We start from the raw sequence: 21,571 nt of genomic DNA, 5'->3' as shown, positions 1-21,571 counted from the left end.
GTATTTCATGGACTTACAGCTAGGAAATAAATGCGCCTTGGTCTCCGGTTCAACCAAAGGTATTGGCTTCGCCATCGTTTCCGGACTGGCCCGCGAGGGGGCCCGGGTAATTCTCAACGGTCGTTCCCAGGCGTCGGTGGATGAGGCGCTGAGCAGACTTCGCGCGCAGCAGCCCGACGCCGATGTTCAAGGGTTTGCCGGCGATTTGTCCGACCCGCAGCAGATCAAGCGCCTGACTGAGCACTATCCGGAAGTCGACATTTTGGTGAACAACCTCGGCATCTTCGATCCCAAGCCATTTGAAGACGTCCCTGATGAAGAATGGGAACAGTTCTTCAACACCAACGTCATGTCCGGTGTGCGCCTGTCACGGGCCTACCTGCCGAACATGAAAAGCAAAAACTGGGGCCGCGTGGTTTTTATCAGCAGCGAAAGCGCCGTGCAGATCCCCGTTGAAATGATCCACTACGGCGTCACCAAAACCGCCCAGCTCGGATTATCCCGCGGTTTGGCGGAAAGCTGCGCTGGCACCGGCGTGACCGTGAATGCAGTACTTCCTGGCCCCACCCGTTCCGAAGGTGTCAGTGAGTTTGTGAACAAACTGTCGGGTGGCAAACCGTTCGCGGAATTCGAAAAGGAATTCTTTGAAAAAGCTCGACCTACCTCCCTCCTGAAGCGCTTTACGACCCCCGAGGAGGTCGCCAATCTGGTGGTTTATGTTTGTTCTGAAGCCTCATCGGCAACCACTGGCGCAGCCTTACGGGTAGACGGCGGCGTGGTCAAATCAGCGTTCTAGACCGGCTCGAATGTACTCAAGCAAAGGCAAATCAATAAGGCGCCTTTAAGGCGCCTTAATTTCGCATCACTGTCAGACAACCGCGTGTTTAAAAGCACGTCCAGGCGATAGAACAAACAGCGCGCCCGAAGCGGGCTTGCCTAGGCGTTACTCGGCATCGAACTTAACCGCAGCGCCCATACCCAGATCAGCACCTGTCATCGGATCGCTGGTCAGGTCTGACGCTGTGCGCAACTTCATTGCTGATACCGCATCCATCTCTGCATCGCTGACGTTGCCCGACACCAAACCATCGCCGCCATCAACCGCAGGTTGCGGGTTTTCAACGAATTCCCACTCCGGACCTTCATTCCATGGCCCGCGCAGTGCTTCGCCCTGAGACATCTTGAAGTAGACGTTGGTAAACGCTGGATCACCCAGCAGCTTGCCTTGGGGAAAGTTCGGCTGGATGGAATGCAGTGCTTTTTCAAACGACAACTGGTGGGCGACTTCTCGCGTCATCAGGAATGTCAGGGCGTCTCTCACCCCGGCATCGTCGGTCACATTGATCAGGCGCTCATAAAGAATCTTCGCCCTTGATTCTGCCGCAATATTTGAACGAAGGTCGGCGGTTGGATCACCAATAGTGTCGACGTAAGCACCAGACCAAGGCACACCTGCCGAGTTCACGAATGCTGGGCCGCCGCCGTACAGAATTTGCGTGACATGGGAGTCATTGCCCGAACCGGTCAATGAACGATAGAGAGTGGCTTCATCTTCTGCCCCTTCTGCCAGCATCCCTTTGGCACCCTTGTTCAGCATCATCACCATCGAGCCGATGATTTCCAAGTGGCTGAGTTCCTCGGTGGCGATGTCGAACAGCATGTCCTTACGGGCCGAATCGTCTTCGCCTATGGCTTGGGAAAAGTAGCGGCATGCGGCAGCAAGCTCACCCTGGGGCCCTCCGAACTGTTCAAGAAGAAGGTTTGCAAGTCCAGGATTAGGCTCCGCTACGCGAACGGTGTACTGCAGGCGCTTGTTGTGAATGAACATGTCTTTCTCCTCAACTTTCTAATAGGCCGTGGTGGCTAAATCAAGGGCGTCCATCAGGAGGCCACATAGAAAGTGACGGAGAAAAATGCGCGACTGTTCCTCTCAATTCGATGAACGGCAAAGGTTGCGGACCCTTACTGGAATCCATTCAAAGCAATACGGAAACGGACGACGCGTGCACAGGTTCGATAGAGACGGTAAATCCGGTCGCCCACCACATGGAGGCTAGCCATAAAATGCCGACAATCAAAAATACGGCGAGTAATCCTTTTGCGTTCATGGGCATCCGCTCGATGGGGGCTCCGAATGCGAGCGATGATCTGAAATTTACGTACAACTTAGTTCAATTTTCTCCGGCTCGCCGAATATCGGTGTGATGGATGACCAAATTAATTTTTTAGAAGCTCAGCACTTCGGTTTTGACCTACCACTCGTTGCGTTTGGTCGCTGCGCACCGTTGGAAAAATTACGTTCTCAGCCCCCTTCTCGACACTGCACCCGACTACAAGAGCTGACCGACCGCATCCGCGATGGCTTTCCCCAGCGCTTCGGTATTGCCGGTACCCCCGATATCGGGGGTCAAGGGTGCCCCGGCCGGTCCCATCGCCAATACCGCTTCAATCGCCTTGAGCACGGCGGCGCCAGCATCCGGATGCCCCAGATGCTCCAGCATCATCGCACCGCACCAAATCTGGCCAATCGGATTGGCAATGCCTTTACCGGCGATGTCGGGCGCGGAGCCATGGACGGGCTCGAACAGGCTGGGGAAGTGGCGCTCCGGATTGATGTTAGCCGACGGTGCGATGCCAATGGTGCCGGTGCAGGCCGGCCCCAGGTCGGAAAGAATATCGCCAAATAGATTGCTGGCGACAACGACATCAAACCAATCGGGGTGCAACACGAAGTTCGCGGTCAGGATGTCGATGTGGAACTTGTCGACATTGACGTCCGGGTAACGCTTGCCCATTTCAACGACGCGCTCATCCCAATACGGCATGGTGATAGCGATGCCGTTGGATTTAGTGGCCGATGTGAGGTGCTTTTTCGGGCGTGTCTGGGCCAGGTCAAACGCATATTTGAGGATTCGGTCGACCCCGATGCGCGTCATGACGGTTTCTTGAAGCACGATCTCGCGGTCCGTGCCGGGGAACATTCGGCCGCCGACGCTGGAGTACTCGCCTTCGGTGTTTTCCCGCACGACGTAGAAGTCAATATCGCCGGGTTTACGGTCAGCCAGCGGCGATTTCACGCCAGGCATCAACCGGCACGGACGCAAGTTTACGTACTGATCAAATTCACGCCGAAACAGCAACAGCGAGTCCCAGAGTGAAACATGGTCAGGCACCACATCCGGCCAGCCCACCGCGCCGAAGTAAATGGCGTTATAGCCTTTGAGGATATCGGCCCAGTTGTCGGGCATCATTTTTTTGTGCGCCAGGTAATAATCGGCGCTGGCAAAATCGAACCAGTCCCATTGCAAGGTGATGTCGTGGGCTTTGGCGACCGCATCAAGGACGCGCACGCCTTCTGGCATCACTTCCTTACCGATCCCGTCACCGGGAATGACTGCGATTTTATAATTGGCATGCGTCATGTGAAGTTCCCCCAAGTTGTAGTGGTGTACTAACGGCGCTCACTCAAGACTGTATTCAGGTCGATGTTGGCCAACCGCTCAGCCACATCGCGCCGTTCCCCAGTCCAAAAACTGCCCTCGGCAAGCTTGATACGCGAAACCGTGCTTTCCATATGGCGCAATGCCGCTGCCCTGGCCGCTTCCGGATCGCCTGCGAGGATTGCGGCATAAATGGCGTTGTGTTCTGCATGCACCTCGGCGGTCAAATCCGCTCGGCGCGCCTCATTGCTGCGCGTGATCCGGATGGCATCGTGCAGCGCGCGGGTCAGCATGCCGAGCAGATCGGTGTAGTAGTGATTTTGGGTCGCACGGGAAATCACCATGTGAAACTCAAGATCCTCTTTGACCCCGTCCCCACCGTGAGCCACTGCTCGATCGATCTCTTTCAACGCACGTTTTATCTCCGCCAGGTCCGAAGCTGTACGACGCGTGGCGGCAAGGGCAGCCATCTGCGCCTCGATGCCGCAACGCAGTTCGATGATACGCAGCACCCCGTCGGCGGGATTACTGGCCGACGCGGTCAGTCGAAACGCAGCAGAGGTACGCGGGTCAAGGACGACGGTTCCGCTCCCCTGGCGAGTTTCCACCAGCCCTTCGGATTTCAGCCGGGAAATGGCTTCGCGGATGACTGTTCGGCTTACACCGAACTCCTCGACCATCGCCTTTTCGGTGGGCAACCGTGCATTCACCGGGTAGGCGCCGCTGCGTAACTGTTGCGCAAGGAGCTTTGTGATGCGGTCCGCCAAAGTTGGCTCAGTGATCATCTTCGTGTCATCACAGTGTTTCTTCCCGTTAAGCATCCATAGTCCAGAATAGTGAAGCGTTACACTTTATTTTGCGCCGCCTCGAGTATTACCGCTCTGGCGTGGCTCCTGCCACGCAACCAGAAGAACAGTTGCAGCGCTATCAGCAAGGCACTCATACCAATGAACACCGCACTGATGGGCCGCTGAACGAAGACCGTCAGGTCACCCCGAGACAGCAGCAGCGCTCGCCGAAAGTTTTCCTCTATCAAGGGACCCAGCACATACCCGAGCAGTATGGGCGCGACCGAAAACTCCAGTGCTATCAGCACCGCGCCAATGATGCCGAATACCAGCACTTCGCCGACTTCGAACAGGCTGTTGTTGGTGCTGTAAACGCCCACCGAGATGAAAAACAGCGCAGACGGATACAAATAGCGATACGGCACCTGCAGCAACTTGACCCAAATACCGATCAGCGGGACGTTCAGCACCACGAGCAATACGTTTCCGATCCAGAAGCTGGCAATCAGCCCCCAGAACAGATCAGCGTGTTCCGTAATCAGTTGCGGCCCGGGCTGGATGCCCTGAATCAGCAAAGCTCCCAGTATCAGCGCCATCACCGCATCGCCGGGGATGCCGAGGCTCATGGTCGGGATGAAATCGACCTGAGTCTTCGAATGCGACGAGGCCTCCGGGCTGGCAACGCCCTCCAGCGCACCGTGGCCAAAACGCTCGGGCGTCTTGGATATCTTCTTCTCCAAGGCATAAGCAAGGAACGTAGTAATTGTAGGCCCAGTGCCAGGCATCGCGCCAAACACAGTGCCTATTAATGTGCCGCGCAGCATCGGCATGAACGATTGCTTCAACTCGGCCTTGCTCGGGCGCATGTCGCGCAACCTGACTTTCACCCCGCTGCCGACCACTTTCATACGGTTTACGTTGTGCAGGAAATCGGCCACGCCGAACAGGCCGAGCGCCAGCGCAACCAATTGAATGGAGTCCGACAGCTCCATGAAACCAAACGTGAAGCGCATCGTCCCGCTGTTGACGTCCGTGCCGACGATCCCGGCTAAAAGGCCAAGACAGGTCATCGAGACACCCTTCAACGCCGAGCCCCGAGACATCGTGCCTCCCGCCAGCAAACCCAGCAGCATGATCGAGAACAGCTCGGTCGGACCGAACTTGAACGCGATGCTGACCAGCAAGGGCGAGGCGAAAATCATCACCAGGATGCCGAACGAGGCGGCAAAGAAAGAGGAGATCATGGTGATGCCGAGCGCGGTGCCGCCCTTGCCCTGTTGGGTCAGGGGATAGCCGTCGAGGCAAGTGACCGCATGGGGAGGATGGCAGGGCAGATTCAACAGGATGGCACCAATCGCGCCGCCGTATTGCGAGCCATAGAAGATCCCTGCCAGCATCAAAATCGCAGGCACTGGATGCAGGGTGTAGGTCAGCGGCAGCAACATTGATATGGCAGACAGCGCGCCCATGCCGGGCAACACGCCGATCAGGTTACCGATCAGAACGCCAAAGAACGACCACATCAGATTATGCGGAGTAAGCGCAACGCCGAAGCCTTGCCACAAGTCCATCAAGGATTGCTGAATCATGGCCGACCCCACTGAAAAAGCGGGAACTGCAGTTGCAGCCCCCAGGAAAAAACCAACAGACAGACGATGTCCATGGCAACGGCGAGCAAGAAAGCGTTCTTCAAGCTGTTCTGGCGATCACCCAGGGCAGCGATAAATACCACCGCGAAGGTCGCTGGCACCAAACCGCCGTAACGACCCAGTACGATGAAGGCAAAAATGCTCAGCGCGATACAGAACCAGCCACGCCACTCAGGCGGTTGCTTTTTGCGCTCCTCAGCCGGAACATTGGCGCGAGCCCCGAGTGCAATCAATAAGCCCAGCAACGCCAGGACCGTGCCGACGACGATCGGAAAGTAACCCGGCCCCATGTGAGTGAGCGTGCCGAACTTGTAGTTCAGGCCTTGGTACACAGCGCCTGCGCCCAACAAAAACATCAGGCCGCCGCCGTAGTAATCCTTGTTGTGATTGTTTAGCCAACCTTGGGGCTTAACGGATGTCATTGTGTGCCTCCTCTAACGAATCGACGGCGCCTCGGACGTTTCCCTGTCACGCCAGTTACTCCAGCACGGCGACGGTCTTGCGTTTGATCAAATCAAAGTCAATGACGGCGCCCAGGCCCGGTTCGACAGGCGCATGCACAAAGCCGTCGCTGTCGATCTCGATGTCTTGAATCAGCCCGTATTTCTGTGATTCCGCTGGCAGTAACACTTCAAAGAACTCGGTGTTGGCTATTGCCATGATCACGTGAAGATTGGCGACGTTATTCAGCGAGTTACCGCCGTGGTGCAGTTCGAGATTGAGATGAAAGGTTTCGGCCAGATGAGCAACTTTCATCAACGTGGTAATTCCGCCTTTGACCGCAACGTCACCGCGCAGAAAATCGGTGGCGCGCTGCATTACCCAGGGCGCAAACGAATCCAGGCCCCCTGCCGGATATTCGGTTGCCATGATGGGAATCGATAACTTTTTACGCAGCTCGACGTAGTTATAAATATCGGAATCAGCCAACGGATCTTCATACCAGTAGAAACCCATCGCTTCGATGGCCTGACCCACGCGCAACGCAGCGGCGTAGTCATAACTCCAGGTCGAATCGAGCATCAGCAGAAACTCGTCGCCTACCGCCTTGCGGACGGCCTCGCAGACTTTGATATCTTCGCGCCACGCTTGCGGTGGATGAATCTTGTAAGCCGCCATATTGATCGACTTGTAATACAGCGCTTGTTCGGCATAAGCCTCGCTGCTGTCCAATACCGCGGAGCTGATATACGCAGGCGCCCGGTCACGGTACGTGCCCAGTAGTTTATGAATGGGTAACCCGGCAACTTTGCCTGCGATATCCCATAACGCGATGTCGACAGCACCGATGGCGCGGACACTGGTGGTCCGGACTTTCTTCCACATCGCCTGGTAAAGGCGCTCCCGATCAAGGGGATTCTTACCCAGCAGCAGGGGCTTCAACGAGCGGATCAAGCTCCCTGCATCCATATCCGCAGGATGAAAAACCGAGCCCAGAAACCCATGACCTACGATGCCCTGATCCGTTGTAATCGCCAACAGACCCAACTTGCTGGAGCCTGAAAAAACGCCGGTATGAGCGCCATAACTGGTGGCGGGTATATCGTCCCAGCCAAATAGCGTCAACGTTACATTTGTTATTTTCATTGTTAGTCACCTTCCGTTCACGGTCGCTGCTTTAGTAGCCAGTCCTGACGTGCAAGCCCTGTGACGCCTATTCGATTTTCACGTTGCCGTCGCGTATCACTTTGGTCCATTTCGGCACTTCGCTCTGCAGCAGTTGGCCGAACGCTTCTGGCGAGCTTCCCAGTGCATGGACGCCTTGGTCGGCAAATTTCTGGATGACTTCCGGTTCTTTCAGTACATGGACGATGTCTCGATTCAAACGGTCCACTATCGGTTTCGACGTGGCGGCAGGGACTTGCATGCCGAACCAGATATTTACTTCATAGCCCGGCACTCCGGACTCCATGACGGTCGGAACCGAAGGAAACAGCGGTGAGCGTTGCAGTCCCGTCACGGCAATCGCTTTCATCTTGCCGGCTTTCAATTGATTCAGCACGTTAGGGATGTTGTCGAACAGCACATCAATCTCACCGCTCATTAATGCCAGCGTGGCCGGCGCGCTGCCTTTGTAAGGGACGTGGGTCAACTTGGTATTCGTCATTTGCATCAACAGTTCCATTGAAAGATGGTTGGACGAGCCGGAGCCGGTCGAACCGTAATTCAACTTTCCAGGATTGCTTTTTGCAAAGTCCAACAGCTCTTGGACGCTATTGATCGGCAGGTCATTGCGGGCGACCAAAATGTTCTGGGTATTGGCCGCCAGGACTACTGGCTGAAAGTCTTTCAGGGCGTCATAGGGCAGGTTATCGCCGTAAAGCGCCGGAAGAGAGGCAAAGGGCATCGGCGTAATCAGGATCGTATAGCCATCGGCAGGCGATTTTGCCGCCAGGTTATTGCCGATAATGGTATTGCCACCGGGATGATTCTCCACGATTACCGATTGATGCCACATTTTTGTCAGTTCGCTGCCAACCACCCGCGCCAACTGATCGTTGAATCCGCCCGGTGTATACGGAACGATGATACGAACCGGACCGTTCGGAAAATCATCGGCTGCCCCAGCAAAGCAGGCAAACACTGAGCTCAAGCAGAGCAACAACAGAGATTTTATTATTAGGGTGCGCATGTTCTATATCCCGTTTCGCGTTCAGAATTTGACGACATATCCAGGCCCGTCGATGACCGGATAATCCTTAAAGATCGACTCGTCTATTTCGAGGCCGATCCCCGGCTTGTCCAGCGGCTCGACACAACCGTCGGCGCCTATGGCGAAGGGCGAGCCGAACATGTCTCTGAAAGGATTGAATTTCGAAACGCAGGCTTCGAAGTAACCGGCGTTTTCCGTGGCGGCCATGAAATGCAGCGTCGCCGCATGGTTCAGGCCGGTGGCCGAGCTGTGCGGGTTGATCGGAATACGGTACGCAGAAGCGATGGCGGCGATACGAACCGCTTCGGTGATCCCGCCACACTTGGACAAATCGGGCTGCCAGACCTGAACCGCACCGGCCTCGAGCAGCTGGGCGAATTCGAACCGCGTGTAATGGTTTTCGCCTGCTGCCAACGGCACCAGCGGGGTGATTTTCGCCGCTTCACGGTACGAGGCAAAGTCGTTGCACGCGAACGGCTCTTCCAGCCAGCCTGCCTGAATGTCGGCGAGCACCGGCAGTACGCGGCGGGCATCCGCCATCGAATAGGCGGTGTTGGCGTCGGTCAGGATGTCGATATCATCGCCGAGCACCGTGCGCACATGCTTCACGCGTTCGATATCGACCTTGGCCGAGTCGCCAATGCGCAACTTGAGCGCCTTATAACCGCGGGCCAGATACTCCTGTGCTTCCTCTGCCAACGACTCTTTGGCCTGGTAGCCAAGCGCGATGCCACCGGCATACGCCTTGATCCGCCGCTTGCTACCTCCCAGCAATTGATACAACGGCATATTGGCCGCTTTGCCACGAATGTCCCACAGCGCCATATCGATCCCGGACAACGCCAGTGCCGCGCCGGCGCCCAACCCATGGCTGGACAACTGCATCCGGTGCACGCGCTGCCACGTCCCGATGCAGTCGGTGGCGTCCATCCCGATCAACAGGGGTGCAATCGTGCCGTGGATAAGACTGGTTACAGCGCCAGGACTTCTTCCAGGGTGGGCCTCACCGTACCCGGTGATCCCTTCGCAAGTCTCGACACGGATGATGATCGCGTCGCGCTTTAATGTGCTGCCGACGCCCATCGTCACGGTCTTGCCTTCAGGCAAACGATACGACAGCGGGATGGCGGTTATTGTTGTTATTTTCATTTCGCACCTCTGATCAAATACGTTTAGCGGTAGAAGCCGGTCAGCCCCAGATTTCTCTATTGACGGTATTATCCGGTCGCTCGCCGGCGACCAGCGCCAGCACGGTATCGACGGCCATAAAGCCCATGGCTCGTTCCGAATCCTGGGTAACGCCTGCCAGGTGCGGCGTCAGAATTACGTTCGGATGAGTGCGCAGCCGGCTGCTCATCGGCAGTGGCTGCACCTCAAACACATCAAGGACGGCGCCGGCGAGCGAGCCGGCGATCAGGGCGTCGGCAAGGTCGTCTTCACGAATGATCGGGCCTCGCCCGACGTTGATCAGCACCGCACCCGGTTTCCCATGGGCCAAAACACTCCGATCCACCATGCCTCGCGTCTGCGGGGTCAGCGGACAGGCCACGATCACGAAATCGCTGACCACGAACAGTTCGCTCAGCGAAAGCGGCCTCACGTGAGGCGGCAAACGTGACGGCGTAGTCGTATGCGCCGCCACCGCCATGGAAAAACCGTGGACTGCAATTTCACCGATGCGCTTGCCGATCGCGCCGTAGCCGATGATGCCTAGGGTGCGACCCGACAAATCAAAGGTCCTGGTCCCCGCCGTTGTGCGCGACTGCCAGTTCTCTTGCCTGACCTCTGCGTCAAAGCGGGCGAGCTGTCGACTGATGGCGAGCATGGCTGCGAAACAATACTCGGCGACGGCATTGGCGTTCACCCCAGGCGTGTTGGCAACGGGTATCTTTTGTGCCGTTGCCCGCTCGACCGGAATGAAGTCCAGCCCCACGCCATGCCGTACAACGCCACGTAACCGGTTGGCATTGTCAAACAGGTCATCAGGTAACTGGCGCCGGACAATAAGTCCGTCGGCCTCCGGCAGCAGACGGCGCAACGCCGCTTCGCTTTCCTCAGCAGACAACCCCGAGGGCACCACCACGACTGTCGCGGCCTCGGCCAACCCTGCCTGTGCATCGGCGTTGATCGGGTCAGTCAACAGGATCGTTGGACGGCGTGTCATACGCTTACCTGTTGTTTATCGACTGCCCGGGACAGTGAATCGCCGGCGAGACTATCCACCAGCTCCGGCACCGTCGATTGCGCTGTGCCTTTTTCCCGGGCGGTTGCGTAGGTTTGCCTGATCGCTTCGGCGTTGACATGAACCGCGCCCGCTTCCTGGGCCATGGTCGTGTAATAGGTCATGTCCTTGAGCGCGTTGGAAAGTGAAAAGCGGAAGCCGGAGTTGTCCCGCGATTCTATGTAAGGTCGCAGCCGTTTGAGGATGGCGCCTTCGCCGCCGCCCTTGGCCAGCACTTCCACAAACACCCTGGCATCGATTCCGGAGCGCTCGGCGCAAGCAGCCGCTTCTGCCAGCACAGCGGAAAATCCCAGCGACACGAAGTTGTGCAGCAATTTGAGGCGATGCCCCGAGCCGACCGGCCCGGCAAACACAATGTTTTCTGCGTAGCATTCAAGCAGCGGTTTGCATGATTCGAAGAGCGCGGGATCGCCGCCGACAATCAGGTTGAGCCGCCCTTGCGCGGCTTCGACAGGGGTGCGGGTCATGGGCGCATCGAGAAAACGCCCACCGGCTTGTTCCACCGACTCGGCGATACGGACCGTGGACGAAGGAATCGCTGTCGAGCAGTCGATCACGATGGTCCCCGGCGTAAGGCCCTCAAGCAGGCCGCCAGCGCGGTACAAAACATCTTCGACCTCAGGCGTTCCGGTGACGCACAAAATCACGATATCAACTTCTTTCGCCAGCGCCGCGATGCTGCCTGTGGTGGTCGCACCCGCACTGACCAGACTGTCCAGCGGCTGATTCCCAGGATGCTCCAGAAGCACCATGGAATAGCCGTGCTTGATGATGTTGGTCGCGATCCCATGGCCCATCAGGCCGATCCCGATCACTCCGATTTTCTTCATGATATTCGCCCGTGTCTGTTCGAAGAATGCCAACCGGCAGGCCTAAATGGCCCGTTTTTTCCCCAGCCCGCCTGCGCAGATGTATTTGATTTCCATATAGTCCTCGATGCCGTATTTGGAGCCCTCGCGGCCGACACCGGACTCTTTGATGCCGCCGAATGGCGCAAGCTCGGTAGAGATGATTCCTTCATTCAGGCCAACGATGCCGCACTCCAACGCCTCGCAAACCCGCCACGCCCGGTCATAGCTGTCGGTGTAGAAATAGGCGGCAAGCCCGAACGGCGTGTCGTTTGCCATGCGGATCACTTCTTCTTCCGTTGAAAAAGCAATCAGCGGCGCCACCGGGCCAAAGGTTTCCTCTCTCATCAGCTTCGAGTCAGGCGATACGTTGATCAGGATGGTCGGCTCAAAAAAATGTCCGCCGAGCGCGTGTGTCTGGCCGCCAGTGAGCAATTTGGCGCCGAGGCCGAGGGCGTCATCGATATGCTCCTTGACCTTTTCCACAGCGGCCGCATCTATCAGCGGCCCTAGATTGACGCCGTCCGTCATGCCGTCGCCGACGACCTGGGCTTCGACGGTGGCCTTGAGTTTGGCGGCGAACACTTCGTAGATATCGTCCTGAACGAAAATCCGGTTCGCACAGACACAGGTTTGCCCCGCGTTGCGAAACTTCGAGGCCATGACGCCAGCCACGGCGGCATCGAGGTCGGCGTCGGAAAAGACGATGAACGGCGCATTGCCGCCCAGTTCCATCGAGACTTTTTTTACCGTTCGGGCGCATTGCTCCATGAGTGTCTTGCCGACTTCCGTGGAACCGGTGAACGACAGCTTGCGCACCACAGGGCTGGAGGTCAGCGCACCACCGACCACACTGGCCTTGCCTGTCACGACATTGAGTACGCCTGGCGGAATACCCGCTTCGATTGCCAGCGCAGCCAGGGCAAGTGCGGAAAACGGCGTGGCGGAAGCCGGTTTGATCACGATGGTGCAACCGGCAGCCAGCGCGGCACCGGCTTTGCGGGTGATCATCGCATTGGGGAAATTCCACGGGGTAATCGCCGCCACGACGCCGACCGGCTGTTTGATTACAAGGATGCGTCGATCAGCGCTGGCAGCCGGAATCACATCGCCATATACCCGCTTGGCTTCTTCGGAAAACCACTCGATGAACGCCGATCCATAGGCGATTTCGCCACGCGCCTCGCTCAGCGGCTTGCCTTGCTCGCAGGTCAAAATCGTTGCGAGGTCTTCCTGATGCGCCATACAAAGGTCATACCAGCGACGCATCAATTTAGAGCGATCCTTGGCACTCGTTTCGCGCCAGGCTGGAAGGGCATCGTCCGCCGCTTGAATCGCTGCCTGGACGTCTTGCGCGGTCAAGCACGGGACACTGCCGATGTGCGTGCCGTTCGCTGGATTGACCACCGGAATGGTTTCATGGTCCGAGGCATCAATCCATTGGCCACCGACGTAGCATTGCTGACGAAACAAAGACGGATGTTTGAGATTCATGGAATCCTCCAAAGATTGAATCAAGAAAGAAGGTTGGTTGGCACGCGGCCGTCATCTATTGCTTCAATACCGCGAATCAGCAGCCACCCCATCGCATCGCGCGTGTCATCGGTGGCACTGCCGATGTGCGGGGTCAGAAAAACGTTGTCGAGGGTGCGATAGCGCGGGTCGATGTTCGGTTCGCTGGCGAAGACATCGAGTCCCGCGGCGAACAACTGACCGGATTGCAGCGCTTCGATAAGCGCGTTGTCGTCGATCAGATCGCCTCGGGAAATATTGACGACCACACCACCCGCCGGCATTCGTGCGATGCGCTCGCCATCGAGCATGCCCTTCAGCTCCGGGCGCCCTGGCGCCGCGATGAGGAAGATGTCACTCGCAGCGAGGAGATCATCAAGGCTCTCATGGTAAATCGCGCCCTGCTCCAGATCGGGGGATAACCGGGTACGGTTGTGATAATGGATTTCCAGACCGAAACCGCGAGCGCGTGTGGCAATGGCGCGGCCGATACGGCCCATGCCGAAAATGCAAAGGCGGCGCCCGACCAGTCCTCTACCGAGTAACTGCGTAGGCGCCCAGCCTTGCCACGCACCACTACGTACCATGCGGTCGGCCTCGTACCCTCTACGACAGGCGTTCAACACGAGGAGCATGGCGATTTCCGCACAGGCATCGCTCAGCACATCCGGGGTGTGTAAAACCTTGATGCCGCAGGAGCGCGCGGCGGCCATATCGATATGGTCGTATCCAACCGAGAGCGTAGCGATGGTGGTCAGAGCGGGTTGCAGGCTTCGCAGCACGTCGGCATTGATAACCTCGGTCGCGGTGACGAAAAGCACCTCAGACCCTTTGGCCTTTTCGGCTATTTCAGATGCCGACAGGATGCTGTCATCCCGGTTGGTCTGAAGAGCGAAACGCTTGCCAAGCTCCTCTTCAACCGCCGAAGTGAAACGCCGACAGAGGAAAGCCTTCCGACTGGAAATGGACTTCATACAATCAATCGCCTGTTATTTTTATTAATTGGTCATATCAATTTGTATGATGAAAATAGACAGGCATTTCTCCGTTGTCAAGAATTGGATTTTGCTCAATGAGGTGGTAACACTTATCTGCGTTTACGCCCGGTTTGCCTGGTTTTTTGCTAGGCTGCTGCCCTAACCCTTAAAACAAGAGACGACTCCGATGACCCAGAACCTATATCAAATCCCGGTTAAGTCCATTTCCGGGGACTCGACAACGCTGGCCGCATTCGAAGGCAAGGTGCTTCTGGTCGTTAACGTCGCATCGAAATGTGGCCTGACGCCGCAGTACGAGGGACTGGAAAAGCTTTACGAAGCCAAGCGTGCCGAGGGCCTGGAGATACTTGGTTTTCCTGCGAATAACTTCAAAGAGCAGGAGCCCGGCAGCGAGGCGGAGATTCAGGCGTTTTGCAGCCTGAACTACAACGTGCAATTTCCGCTTTTTTCCAAAATTTCTGTCGTGGGCTCGGACAAGCACCCATTGTATGAAGCGCTGACCACCGCCCTGCCCGACGCAACAGGCGAAGGTCCGATGCGGGAAAAATTATCGGGGTACGGCATTGCTGCGAACCCGGTTCCGGAAGTGCAATGGAATTTCGAAAAGTTTTTGATCGGCCGCGACGGCCAGGTAGTGGCGCGATTTGCACCGGATGTGGCAGCAGATGATCCACGGGTTGTAGAAGCGGTTGAGAAAGCATTGAAAGCGGGTGCTTGATCGGCCGGCTTATGCCAGCGATCTCTAACAGCCAACGGAATCGTTGTAACCCTACAGCGATATGAATTCTCCGGCGCGGTATCGGTCTCTATGCCTGAGAGACCGATAGACGATCCGCATTGAAAGAATCCACTCAAACTTTGTAAGGATTAAAGGATGAGCAATCGCACTTCTAGACCTCAAGGTATCATTCCGCCCTACATGCTGCGGCGCATAATCGCCAATGGCTCTGAACCTCAGCGTAACTGCGCGCAAACTACCCTCAATCACGTCAACACCCTGCTTGCTCACCCGTTTGCCGAACCCATGGTCACCACACCTGCCACAAGCGGAAACGTTGAGCGAACTATTTACGACGCCCAGCACGGCACCGCATTGCCGGGTACTCAAGTCAGAAAGGAAAATCAGGCGCCAACCAAGGATGTGGCCGTCAACGAAGCCTACGACTATCTGGGCGATACTTACGATTTCTACTGGCAAGCCTATCAACGCAACTCGTTAGACGGTAAAGGACTGCCTCTACTGGGCACCGTTCATTACGAAAAAGGCTATCAAAACGCATTCTGGAACGGTCAACAGATGGTGTTTGGCGATGGCGACGGTGAAATATTCAACCGCTTCACAATCGCCATCGATGTGATCGGCCACGAACTGACCCACGGTGTAACGGAAACCGAAGCCGGGCTGGTATATTTTCAACAGTCGGGCGCACTGAACGAGTCGCTTTCGGATGTTTTCGGGTCGATGGTCAAACAGTTCCATCTTAAGCAAACCGCCAGCCAGGCGGACTGGATTATCGGTGAAGGTCTGTTGGTTAAAGGCATCAACGGTGTTGGATTAAGATCGATGTCGCACCCCGGTACAGCCTACGATGATCCCTTGCTGGGCAAGGACCCTCAACCCGCCAGCATGAGCGGTTATGTACAAACCAAGGACGATAACGGCGGCGTTCATTTGAATTCAGGCATTCCAAATCGCGCGTTTTATTTGGCGGCGATAGCATTGGGCGGCAATGCCTGGGAACACGCTGGCTACGTTTGGTATGACACGTTATGCGACGACACTTTGCCCCAGGACGCCGATTTCGCTACGTTTGCAAATCTTACCGTCTCACACGCGCAAAAGCGGTTTGACGCGAAAGCCGCTCAGGCCGTCAAACACGCTTGGCATCAAGTCGGAGTGCTTTGAATAGGAGTGCTTTAAATGCAAACGCTCACTGTGCTGGACCAAAACGCCGTGATCCTGGTGTCTCGTGAAGGCGGCATCGCTTTCATGCCCAAGCTCAATGGTGCGCGACGGATCGAAGCAGCGCAGATGAGCGATGACAAACGGGCTGTTGTCTGCCAACTCATAAATCACATGTTGAGCTGTACCCCGACAACGCAAGCGCAGGCTGGCAGCGGCGATCAGCGCTATTACAAACTGAATATCAACAGTGGCGAACGGTGCCAGGATCTCGAACTGATCGTCCCTGAGGCGGCCGCTCCACAGGAGTTGGTCAACCTGTGGAAAGATGCGGGGCAGTGATAGGCCCGTCAGACATTTCAAGCCGCACGTCAGCCGCGCAGGCTGTGTGGGAGCGATTAAACGCGGCCAGCCGGGCTTTGGCGGCCTGCTCCGCTGCGGACTTGTTTGGATAGCACTTGGCGGGGTTCGGGTTGGAATGGAATGGAAGATTAGACCATCTGAACGGGTCCTGGGTATTGGGCAACCAATTCATCAGCGGTTAACAGCGTGATGCCTTCGACGGTCGATTGAGCCACTAAAATACGGTCGAATGGGTCTTTATGGATGTCAGGCAGGCTACCAATGGCGACAGCATGCGCACTGCCGATGGGCAATTCACTGTACCCATTGTCTAGCAACCCGCGACGCAATACGCGGGCGTCCACCTTGAAGTCTGGGCGGCCCAGACCATGTTTGATTGCGATTTCCCAAAGGCTGGCGGCGCTGAAGAACAGCTCGTTTTCAGGCTCACTGATCAACGCAGTGGCCGCGGCAGACAAACGACTGGGATCTCCAGCCGCCCAAAGCAGCAGTTGCGTGTCGAGCAGCAGCTTCATGCTTCACCACCAAACATGTGCTCAATGTCCTCAGCGCCCATCCGGTCAAAGTCATCGGGCACATTGATCTGCCCGGCCATGAAACCCAGGCGCTTTATTTGACTTGGCTCTGGCGAGGTCAACGACATGACCTTGACCAACGGCTTGCCCGCTTTCGCAATGACAAAGGGTTCGCCACGAACGGCCTGATCAATCAAGCGTGACAGATGCGTCTTGGCTTCATGGATGTTGATGGTGAGCATAACGGACGCTCCAAGATAAACTAAGTCCAATTAGTCTGGTTTAATTATCAACATTCACAAGTCTCTATTTAGGCCCTCAATCCCACAACTGAACCTGCTCAACTACCGTCTCCGCAATATCAGGAAAAGTAATCACCAACCCAACCCCGTTCGAGTTTGATGTGAAAATTCTTGCCAGGCCGCCCCTTCCCGAGTTTTTCCCGGCTTGGGGAAATAATCAAACAGCCCGTTCGCCCGATCAAGGGCACCTGGTTGATCCAGCGCTGTTTCCCGCGCACCCGCCCACGCCTGGGCAGCCTGTTTTCGGGCGAAAGTCTGGCTCTCTTGGTAGACTTGGACTCCGTCACGCTTGATCCGGATTGAGCCGTATAGCTGACCGTGCCATCGGCCCGTTTTCTAACTCTGATCGTTGCCATTTTTTGAAGTGGTACACGTCAGTTTGAGGTTGGTAGATCGGTCCACCCACCCGGAAAAAACGCCTGGAAACGCCCGTAAAATGGTACAGAATACGTTGAACAAAATGTTGCCAGAAACTGCCTCAACCCCGCTAGAAACAAGGTCTGTAGTGTCCAGGCGCTTCAGCGTTGCCCCTATGATGGATTGGACAGACCATCACTGCAGGTATTTCCTGCGACTCCTGTCCAGGCATGCCCTGCTCTATACCGAGATGGTCACCACGGGTGCGTTGCTCAACGGCGATCACCAGCGCTTTCTGCGTCATGACCCGTCCGAGCACCCGCTCGCGTTGCAGTTGGGCGGCAGTGTTCCTGCAGACCTCGCCGCCTGCGCACGAATGGCTGAGGCAGCAGGCTACGACGAGGTCAATCTCAATGTCGGCTGCCCGAGCGACCGAGTGCAGAACAACCTGATCGGTGCGGTGCTGATGGCGCACCCGGCGCTAGTGGCCGATTGTGTGAAGGCGATGCTGGATGCTGTGGCGATTCCGGTAACGGTGAAGCATCGCATTGGGATCAATGGGCGGGACAGTTACGCAGCGCTGTGTGACTTTGTTGGCCAAGTGCATGAGGCTGGCTGTACTAGCTTTACCGTGCATGCGCGGATTGCGATTCTTGAGGGCTTGTCGCCAAAAGAGAACCGCGATATTCCGCCGCTGCGCTATGACGTGGTAGCGAAACTGAAGGCCGACTTCCCTGGTTTGGAGATCATCCTGAACGGCGGAATCAAGACGCTTGATCAATGTGATGAGCATTTACAGATTTTTGATGGGGTGATGTTGGGCCGCGAGGCTTACCATAATCCCTATATTCTGGCGGACGTTGATCAACGGCTGTTTGGCAGTACCGCCCCGGTCATTTCTCGGGGGGATGCGTTGTCGGCGTTGCGCCCTTATATCGCCGCGCATATTGCAAGCGGCGGCTCGATGCACCATATAACACGGCACGTGCTGGGGCTTGGCACCGGTTTCCCGGGGGCAAGACGTTTTCGGCAATTGTTGTCAGTTGACATCCATAAAGCACAAAACCCGCTGGCACTGCTTGATCAAGCGGCGCAACTGCTGGATGGTCGCTAGCTATATAGAAGTTCACGGAACAAGCTGTGCGGATGGGGCTCAAATGGTTCAGGATTGCCCCATCCGCCTTAAGGCGCATCGTCACGGTGCGGCCTTGAGTGGCCGGCAGCGCTCGGGTAATGTCATCTAACCGCACAGGACAGAGCACACTCATGACTTCCAAGCTGGAACAACTTAAGAAAATCACTACTGTAGTCGCCGACACGGGCGATTTTGATGCCATCGCGCGACTCAAGCCGGTGGATGCCACGACCAACCCTTCCTTGTTACTTAAGGCCGCTTCAAGCGATAGCAACGGTGAGCTGCTTCAGGAAGCGTTCAAGGGCAGCAAAAACGACATCGGCCTGGCCTGTGATCGTTTCGCCGTCGCAATTGGTCAGAAAATTCTCAAAGTGGTACCGGGCCGCGTTTCTACCGAAGTGGACTCACGCCTGTCGTTCGACACCAATGCAATGATCGAACGCGGCGAGCGCCTCATCGGTTTGTACAACGAAGCGGGCATTGGCAATGAACGAATTCTGATCAAGCTGGCGTCGACCTGGGAAGGCATTCGTGCCGCCGAAAAGCTGGAAAAATCGGGTATTCAAACCAACCTCACCCTGCTGTTTTCGTTTGCTCAGGCCGTAGCCTGCGCTGAAGCCGGCGTGTTTTTGATCTCGCCGTTCGTAGGCCGGATCTACGACTGGTACAAAAAATCAGCTGGCCATGATTTTGTCGGTGCCGAAGATCCGGGCGTGCAATCGGTATCCAGAATTTACAACTACTACAAGTCCAACGACTACAAGACTGTGGTCATGGGCGCCAGCTTCCGCAATTTGAGCCAGATCGAGCAATTGGCCGGTTGCGACCGCCTGACCATCAGCCCAGACTTGTTGGAGCAACTGTCCAAAGACATGGGCACGCTGGAACGCAAGCTTGCGCCAGGCAATCAAGGCGAAGCACGTCAAAGCCTGACCGAGATCCAGTTCCGCTGGGCATCGAACGAAGATGCCATGGCAACTGAGAAACTGGCAGAAGGTATTCGCCAGTTCGCTCGCGACCAGGAAAAGCTCGAGGCATTACTCGCCGCCAAAGCCTGAATGCATAAAGGGCAGACCTATTACGGGTCTGCCCTTTTTTATTGCCTGGAGAATGCAGGTAGCGCGATGGCAGGGATGAAGGCGTCGTGGCTTTCGCCAACACGTTGGCTCCTATAGGGGCTCAGTGCCGTTCGAGGGCATTGACCAGATCGTGAAACGCTTCACGATTCGAGTCGTTCAGGCCCATCAGAATTTTGTGCGCTTCCAATACCTTCGCTTTCACCACTTCCTCGGACTGATCTTGCGATGGCAAGTCGGTCAACGACTCAGGGCAACGGATAGGGCGATCAACAATGTTGAATACCTGATCGAACCCCATCGACTGCAATAGTCGAGTGATGTCTTCGTGGGTGGTGACAACGGTCGGCAGCAAGCCAACTTTTTGCCGCGACATTATCGACAGCTTGGCCAGCAAGCCGAGCGTCGTGCTGTCGATGCTGCGGGTTTCGGTCAGATCGATAATGATTGCCGAAAAATTCCGCGACGTGAAAATTCTTTCAATAGTTGTATCCAAAGCCGAACACAGCGTAAGGCGCACTTCACCCACAAATTTGAGGATAAAGGTGCCTGCTTGTTCAGCGAACTGGATTCTACCGGTACTCATTAAAGGTTCCTGCTCAACACCAACAAGGCGATATCATCCGGCATCTCCCCTAGCGTGGCCAATCCAAAAGCGTGACGCAGGCCATCCAGGCTGCCGCCTGCCGTTTTCACCATTTGAGGTAAGACGGCTTCTTTCTCTTTGAGTGTATCACCTGGTAAAAGGTCCAGTATCCCATCAGAGAGCAGGGTCAGGCTGAAACTCTCAGGCAAGTCCACTACGTGATCCTGATAGGTCGCCTCGTTGAACAGCCCTACTGGCAGGCCTCGACCTTCCAAATAGTGCACTTCCGTAGGCGTATACATAATTGGCAGAGGTAAATGGCCGCCAATGCTGTATGTCAATTTACCGGTATCTTCGTCAATGACGCCGCCAACCATGGTGACATGCTTCCCAAGGTTGCAGTTGATCAACCCACGATTGATGTGGCTAAGCACTTCTGACGGCTTGAAGTCGGGCATGGTGCCGTTGCGCTTGAATTCGAACATCAAGCGCGTGGTCATGAATTTCAGCAGTACCGTGACGAATGCTGATGAGGCTCCGTGCCCCGAAACGTCGGCCAGATAAAACGCAACGCGGCGCTCGTCAACCCGAAAGTAATCGACGAAATCACCCGACAGGTACAGCGAAGGAATGATTTCATGGGCGAACTGGAACTCGCCCACCTCCCACGGATTCACCGGCAGCATGTTCATCTGCACCTGGCGACCGGCGTTCTGGTCTTCCTGAAGCAAATGCAGGCTGGCCTCGAGCTCGCGGTTAGCGGTTTCAAGCTTTTGCCGATAACGCTGGTTTTCCAACATCAACCGCGAGCGATCCAGGGATCGACGCACCGAATGCTCGAGCACTGCCAGATCTTCCAGCGGTTTGACCAGATAATCAGCCGCGCCCAACCGCAAGGCTTCGACAGCATCGTTCATCACCCCGGCGCCGGAGACCACGATCACCGGCACATCGGGAGCGAGGTCCGTCACCTGACGGATAAGTTCGAGGCCGCCTACCTGAGGCATACGCAGGTCGCAGATCACTAGGTCGGGCTTTTTTTGCTCGAAGATCTGGAGGCCCTGCAAACCGTTACTGGCTTGCAGGACGCTGAAGCCACTGTCTTCCAAATAGGCGGCGATGCTCGCTCGCACTACTTCGTCGTCATCGATTATCAGCAGCGTGGCACTGGTTTTCTGCATGTGGGCAAACGGCGCCAGAGTAG

22 protein-coding genes and 1 pseudogene are annotated in these 21,571 nt (G+C 56.2%); 6 read left to right on the top strand and 17 right to left on the bottom strand.

Features of this window, described 5'->3' with window-relative positions; genetic code table 11:
• Positions 1 to 7 precede the first annotated feature (7 nt).
• Positions 8 to 796 (top strand): SDR family oxidoreductase, encoded by a 789-nt coding sequence (locus JWR17_RS13250; protein WP_299832138.1) that lies wholly within the window; start codon positions 8 to 10, stop codon positions 794 to 796.
• Between the two features lie 147 nt (positions 797 to 943).
• Here the strand turns inward: JWR17_RS13250 and JWR17_RS13245 are convergent, their stop codons facing one another.
• The 12 genes from JWR17_RS13245 to JWR17_RS13190 form a co-directional block, all read right to left on the bottom strand.
• Positions 944 to 1,828: a manganese catalase family protein gene (locus tag JWR17_RS13245; protein ID WP_299832135.1), complete on the bottom strand. Its 885-nt coding sequence runs from the start codon at positions 1,826 to 1,828 to the stop codon at positions 944 to 946.
• Between the two features lie 502 nt (positions 1,829 to 2,330).
• Positions 2,331 to 3,422, bottom strand: coding sequence for a tartrate dehydrogenase (locus JWR17_RS13240; RefSeq protein WP_299832133.1), 1,092 nt, complete (start codon positions 3,420 to 3,422; stop codon positions 2,331 to 2,333).
• Between the two features lie 29 nt (positions 3,423 to 3,451).
• Positions 3,452 to 4,261: a FadR/GntR family transcriptional regulator gene (locus tag JWR17_RS13235; protein WP_299832130.1), complete on the bottom strand. Its 810-nt coding sequence runs from the start codon at positions 4,259 to 4,261 to the stop codon at positions 3,452 to 3,454.
• Positions 4,262 to 4,284: 23 nt separating this feature from the next.
• Positions 4,285 to 5,817 (bottom strand): tripartite tricarboxylate transporter permease, encoded by a 1,533-nt coding sequence (locus JWR17_RS13230; protein WP_299832128.1) that lies wholly within the window; start codon positions 5,815 to 5,817, stop codon positions 4,285 to 4,287.
• On the bottom strand, positions 5,814 to 6,299 hold the full coding sequence (locus tag JWR17_RS13225) for a tripartite tricarboxylate transporter TctB family protein (RefSeq protein WP_299832126.1): 486 nt from the start codon (positions 6,297 to 6,299) through the stop codon (positions 5,814 to 5,816). Before JWR17_RS13225 ends, JWR17_RS13230 begins: the two co-directional genes overlap by 4 nt.
• A 55-nt stretch (positions 6,300 to 6,354) precedes the next feature.
• Positions 6,355 to 7,464 (bottom strand): enolase C-terminal domain-like protein, encoded by a 1,110-nt coding sequence (locus JWR17_RS13220; protein ID WP_299832124.1) that lies wholly within the window; start codon positions 7,462 to 7,464, stop codon positions 6,355 to 6,357.
• A 67-nt stretch (positions 7,465 to 7,531) separates the two neighbouring features.
• A complete protein-coding gene (locus tag JWR17_RS13215; RefSeq protein WP_299832123.1) occupies positions 7,532 to 8,509 on the bottom strand; it encodes a tripartite tricarboxylate transporter substrate binding protein in 978 nt (325 codons plus the stop codon).
• A gap of 21 nt (positions 8,510 to 8,530) precedes the next feature.
• Entirely contained in the window at positions 8,531 to 9,679 is a 1,149-nt protein-coding gene (locus JWR17_RS13210) for a mandelate racemase/muconate lactonizing enzyme family protein (RefSeq protein ID WP_299832121.1), read from the bottom strand.
• 40 nt (positions 9,680 to 9,719) lie between these two features.
• Complete coding sequence (locus JWR17_RS13205; protein WP_299832120.1) at positions 9,720 to 10,694, bottom strand: hydroxyacid dehydrogenase; 975 nt, start codon at positions 10,692 to 10,694, stop codon at positions 9,720 to 9,722.
• Positions 10,691 to 11,602: an NAD(P)-dependent oxidoreductase gene (locus JWR17_RS13200; RefSeq protein ID WP_299832119.1), complete on the bottom strand. Its 912-nt coding sequence runs from the start codon at positions 11,600 to 11,602 to the stop codon at positions 10,691 to 10,693. Before JWR17_RS13200 ends, JWR17_RS13205 begins: the two co-directional genes overlap by 4 nt.
• Positions 11,603 to 11,644: 42 nt before the next feature.
• Positions 11,645 to 13,114 (bottom strand): NAD-dependent succinate-semialdehyde dehydrogenase, encoded by a 1,470-nt coding sequence (locus JWR17_RS13195; protein ID WP_299832116.1) that lies wholly within the window; start codon positions 13,112 to 13,114, stop codon positions 11,645 to 11,647.
• A 20-nt stretch (positions 13,115 to 13,134) separates the two neighbouring features.
• A complete protein-coding gene (locus JWR17_RS13190; RefSeq protein WP_299832114.1) occupies positions 13,135 to 14,106 on the bottom strand; it encodes a D-glycerate dehydrogenase in 972 nt (323 codons plus the stop codon).
• A 190-nt stretch (positions 14,107 to 14,296) separates the two neighbouring features.
• On the opposite strand from JWR17_RS13190, the gene JWR17_RS13185 reads away from it, so the two are divergent.
• The 3 genes from JWR17_RS13185 (at position 14,297) to JWR17_RS13175 (ending at position 16,375) form a co-directional block, all read left to right on the top strand.
• On the top strand, positions 14,297 to 14,848 hold the full coding sequence (locus JWR17_RS13185; protein WP_299832113.1) for a glutathione peroxidase: 552 nt from the start codon (positions 14,297 to 14,299) through the stop codon (positions 14,846 to 14,848).
• Positions 14,849 to 15,004: 156 nt separating this feature from the next.
• The gene (locus tag JWR17_RS13180; RefSeq protein ID WP_299832111.1) at positions 15,005 to 16,036 is read left to right on the top strand and encodes a M4 family metallopeptidase; all 1,032 of its coding nucleotides are present in this window, start codon (positions 15,005 to 15,007) and stop codon (positions 16,034 to 16,036) included.
• A 15-nt stretch (positions 16,037 to 16,051) separates the two neighbouring features.
• The gene (locus JWR17_RS13175; RefSeq protein ID WP_299832109.1) at positions 16,052 to 16,375 is read left to right on the top strand and encodes a protealysin inhibitor emfourin; all 324 of its coding nucleotides are present in this window, start codon (positions 16,052 to 16,054) and stop codon (positions 16,373 to 16,375) included.
• Positions 16,376 to 16,524: 149 nt separating this feature from the next.
• Here the strand turns inward: JWR17_RS13175 and JWR17_RS13170 are convergent, their stop codons facing one another.
• From JWR17_RS13170 to JWR17_RS26335, 3 genes and pseudogenes are all read right to left on the bottom strand, one after another.
• Positions 16,525 to 16,911, bottom strand: a complete 387-nt coding sequence (locus tag JWR17_RS13170; protein ID WP_299832107.1) for a type II toxin-antitoxin system VapC family toxin — start codon at positions 16,909 to 16,911, stop codon at positions 16,525 to 16,527.
• Complete coding sequence (locus JWR17_RS13165) at positions 16,908 to 17,153, bottom strand: type II toxin-antitoxin system Phd/YefM family antitoxin (protein ID WP_299832105.1); 246 nt, start codon at positions 17,151 to 17,153, stop codon at positions 16,908 to 16,910. The genes JWR17_RS13170 and JWR17_RS13165 overlap by 4 nt, the downstream gene beginning before the upstream one ends.
• A 231-nt stretch (positions 17,154 to 17,384) precedes the next feature.
• Positions 17,385 to 17,569: pseudogene (locus tag JWR17_RS26335) on the bottom strand (site-specific integrase); the annotation flags it as partial.
• A 104-nt stretch (positions 17,570 to 17,673) separates the two neighbouring features.
• Here JWR17_RS26335 and dusA point away from each other — a divergent pair.
• Positions 17,674 to 18,684, top strand: coding sequence for a tRNA dihydrouridine(20/20a) synthase DusA (gene dusA, locus JWR17_RS13160; protein ID WP_299832154.1), 1,011 nt, complete (start codon positions 17,674 to 17,676; stop codon positions 18,682 to 18,684).
• Between the two features lie 152 nt (positions 18,685 to 18,836).
• Complete coding sequence (tal, locus tag JWR17_RS13155) at positions 18,837 to 19,763, top strand: transaldolase (RefSeq protein ID WP_299832103.1); 927 nt, start codon at positions 18,837 to 18,839, stop codon at positions 19,761 to 19,763.
• Between the two features lie 121 nt (positions 19,764 to 19,884).
• Here tal and rssC read toward each other — a convergent pair whose 3' ends face one another.
• A complete protein-coding gene (gene rssC / locus JWR17_RS13150) occupies positions 19,885 to 20,367 on the bottom strand; it encodes an anti-sigma factor antagonist RssC (RefSeq protein ID WP_299832100.1) in 483 nt (160 codons plus the stop codon).
• Positions 20,367 to 21,548, bottom strand: a complete 1,182-nt coding sequence (rssB, locus tag JWR17_RS13145; protein WP_299832152.1) for a two-component system response regulator RssB — start codon at positions 21,546 to 21,548, stop codon at positions 20,367 to 20,369. The genes rssC and rssB overlap by 1 nt, the downstream gene beginning before the upstream one ends.
• Between the last annotated feature and the right edge of the window lie 23 nt (positions 21,549 to 21,571).

The sequence above is a fragment of the Pseudomonas sp. genome, assembly GCF_028293835.1.
Classification (GTDB): Bacteria; Pseudomonadota; Gammaproteobacteria; order Pseudomonadales; family Pseudomonadaceae; genus Aquipseudomonas.
The sequence above is the reverse complement of the archived record's forward strand: the minus strand, read 5'-3'. Positions and strand labels throughout refer to the sequence as shown.

What these genes read in the sequence shown, in the direction of transcription:
- JWR17_RS13220 (WP_299832124.1), bottom strand. Translation starts at nt 7,464, where the DNA reads ATGAAAATAACAAATGTAACGTTGACGCTATTTGGCTGGGACGATATA.
- JWR17_RS13195 (WP_299832116.1), bottom strand. Translation starts at nt 13,114, where the DNA reads ATGAATCTCAAACATCCGTCTTTGTTTCGTCAGCAATGCTACGTCGGT.
- rssC (WP_299832100.1), bottom strand. Translation starts at nt 20,367, where the DNA reads ATGAGTACCGGTAGAATCCAGTTCGCTGAACAAGCAGGCACCTTTATC.
- JWR17_RS13245 (WP_299832135.1), bottom strand. Translation starts at nt 1,828, where the DNA reads ATGTTCATTCACAACAAGCGCCTGCAGTACACCGTTCGCGTAGCGGAG.
- JWR17_RS13175 (WP_299832109.1), top strand. Translation starts at nt 16,052, where the DNA reads ATGCAAACGCTCACTGTGCTGGACCAAAACGCCGTGATCCTGGTGTCT.
- JWR17_RS13225 (WP_299832126.1), bottom strand. Translation starts at nt 6,299, where the DNA reads ATGACATCCGTTAAGCCCCAAGGTTGGCTAAACAATCACAACAAGGAT.
- tal (WP_299832103.1), top strand. Translation starts at nt 18,837, where the DNA reads ATGACTTCCAAGCTGGAACAACTTAAGAAAATCACTACTGTAGTCGCC.
- dusA (WP_299832154.1), top strand. Translation starts at nt 17,674, where the DNA reads ATGTTGCCAGAAACTGCCTCAACCCCGCTAGAAACAAGGTCTGTAGTG.
- JWR17_RS13210 (WP_299832121.1), bottom strand. Translation starts at nt 9,679, where the DNA reads ATGAAAATAACAACAATAACCGCCATCCCGCTGTCGTATCGTTTGCCT.
- JWR17_RS13205 (WP_299832120.1), bottom strand. Translation starts at nt 10,694, where the DNA reads ATGACACGCCGTCCAACGATCCTGTTGACTGACCCGATCAACGCCGAT.
- JWR17_RS13215 (WP_299832123.1), bottom strand. Translation starts at nt 8,509, where the DNA reads ATGCGCACCCTAATAATAAAATCTCTGTTGTTGCTCTGCTTGAGCTCA.
- JWR17_RS13250 (WP_299832138.1), top strand. Translation starts at nt 8, where the DNA reads ATGGACTTACAGCTAGGAAATAAATGCGCCTTGGTCTCCGGTTCAACC.
- rssB (WP_299832152.1), bottom strand. Translation starts at nt 21,548, where the DNA reads ATGCAGAAAACCAGTGCCACGCTGCTGATAATCGATGACGACGAAGTA.
- JWR17_RS13165 (WP_299832105.1), bottom strand. Translation starts at nt 17,153, where the DNA reads ATGCTCACCATCAACATCCATGAAGCCAAGACGCATCTGTCACGCTTG.
- JWR17_RS13170 (WP_299832107.1), bottom strand. Translation starts at nt 16,911, where the DNA reads ATGAAGCTGCTGCTCGACACGCAACTGCTGCTTTGGGCGGCTGGAGAT.
- JWR17_RS13240 (WP_299832133.1), bottom strand. Translation starts at nt 3,422, where the DNA reads ATGACGCATGCCAATTATAAAATCGCAGTCATTCCCGGTGACGGGATC.
- JWR17_RS13185 (WP_299832113.1), top strand. Translation starts at nt 14,297, where the DNA reads ATGACCCAGAACCTATATCAAATCCCGGTTAAGTCCATTTCCGGGGAC.
- JWR17_RS13180 (WP_299832111.1), top strand. Translation starts at nt 15,005, where the DNA reads ATGAGCAATCGCACTTCTAGACCTCAAGGTATCATTCCGCCCTACATG.
- JWR17_RS13200 (WP_299832119.1), bottom strand. Translation starts at nt 11,602, where the DNA reads ATGAAGAAAATCGGAGTGATCGGGATCGGCCTGATGGGCCATGGGATC.
- JWR17_RS13230 (WP_299832128.1), bottom strand. Translation starts at nt 5,817, where the DNA reads ATGATTCAGCAATCCTTGATGGACTTGTGGCAAGGCTTCGGCGTTGCG.
- JWR17_RS13235 (WP_299832130.1), bottom strand. Translation starts at nt 4,261, where the DNA reads ATGCTTAACGGGAAGAAACACTGTGATGACACGAAGATGATCACTGAG.
- JWR17_RS13190 (WP_299832114.1), bottom strand. Translation starts at nt 14,106, where the DNA reads ATGAAGTCCATTTCCAGTCGGAAGGCTTTCCTCTGTCGGCGTTTCACT.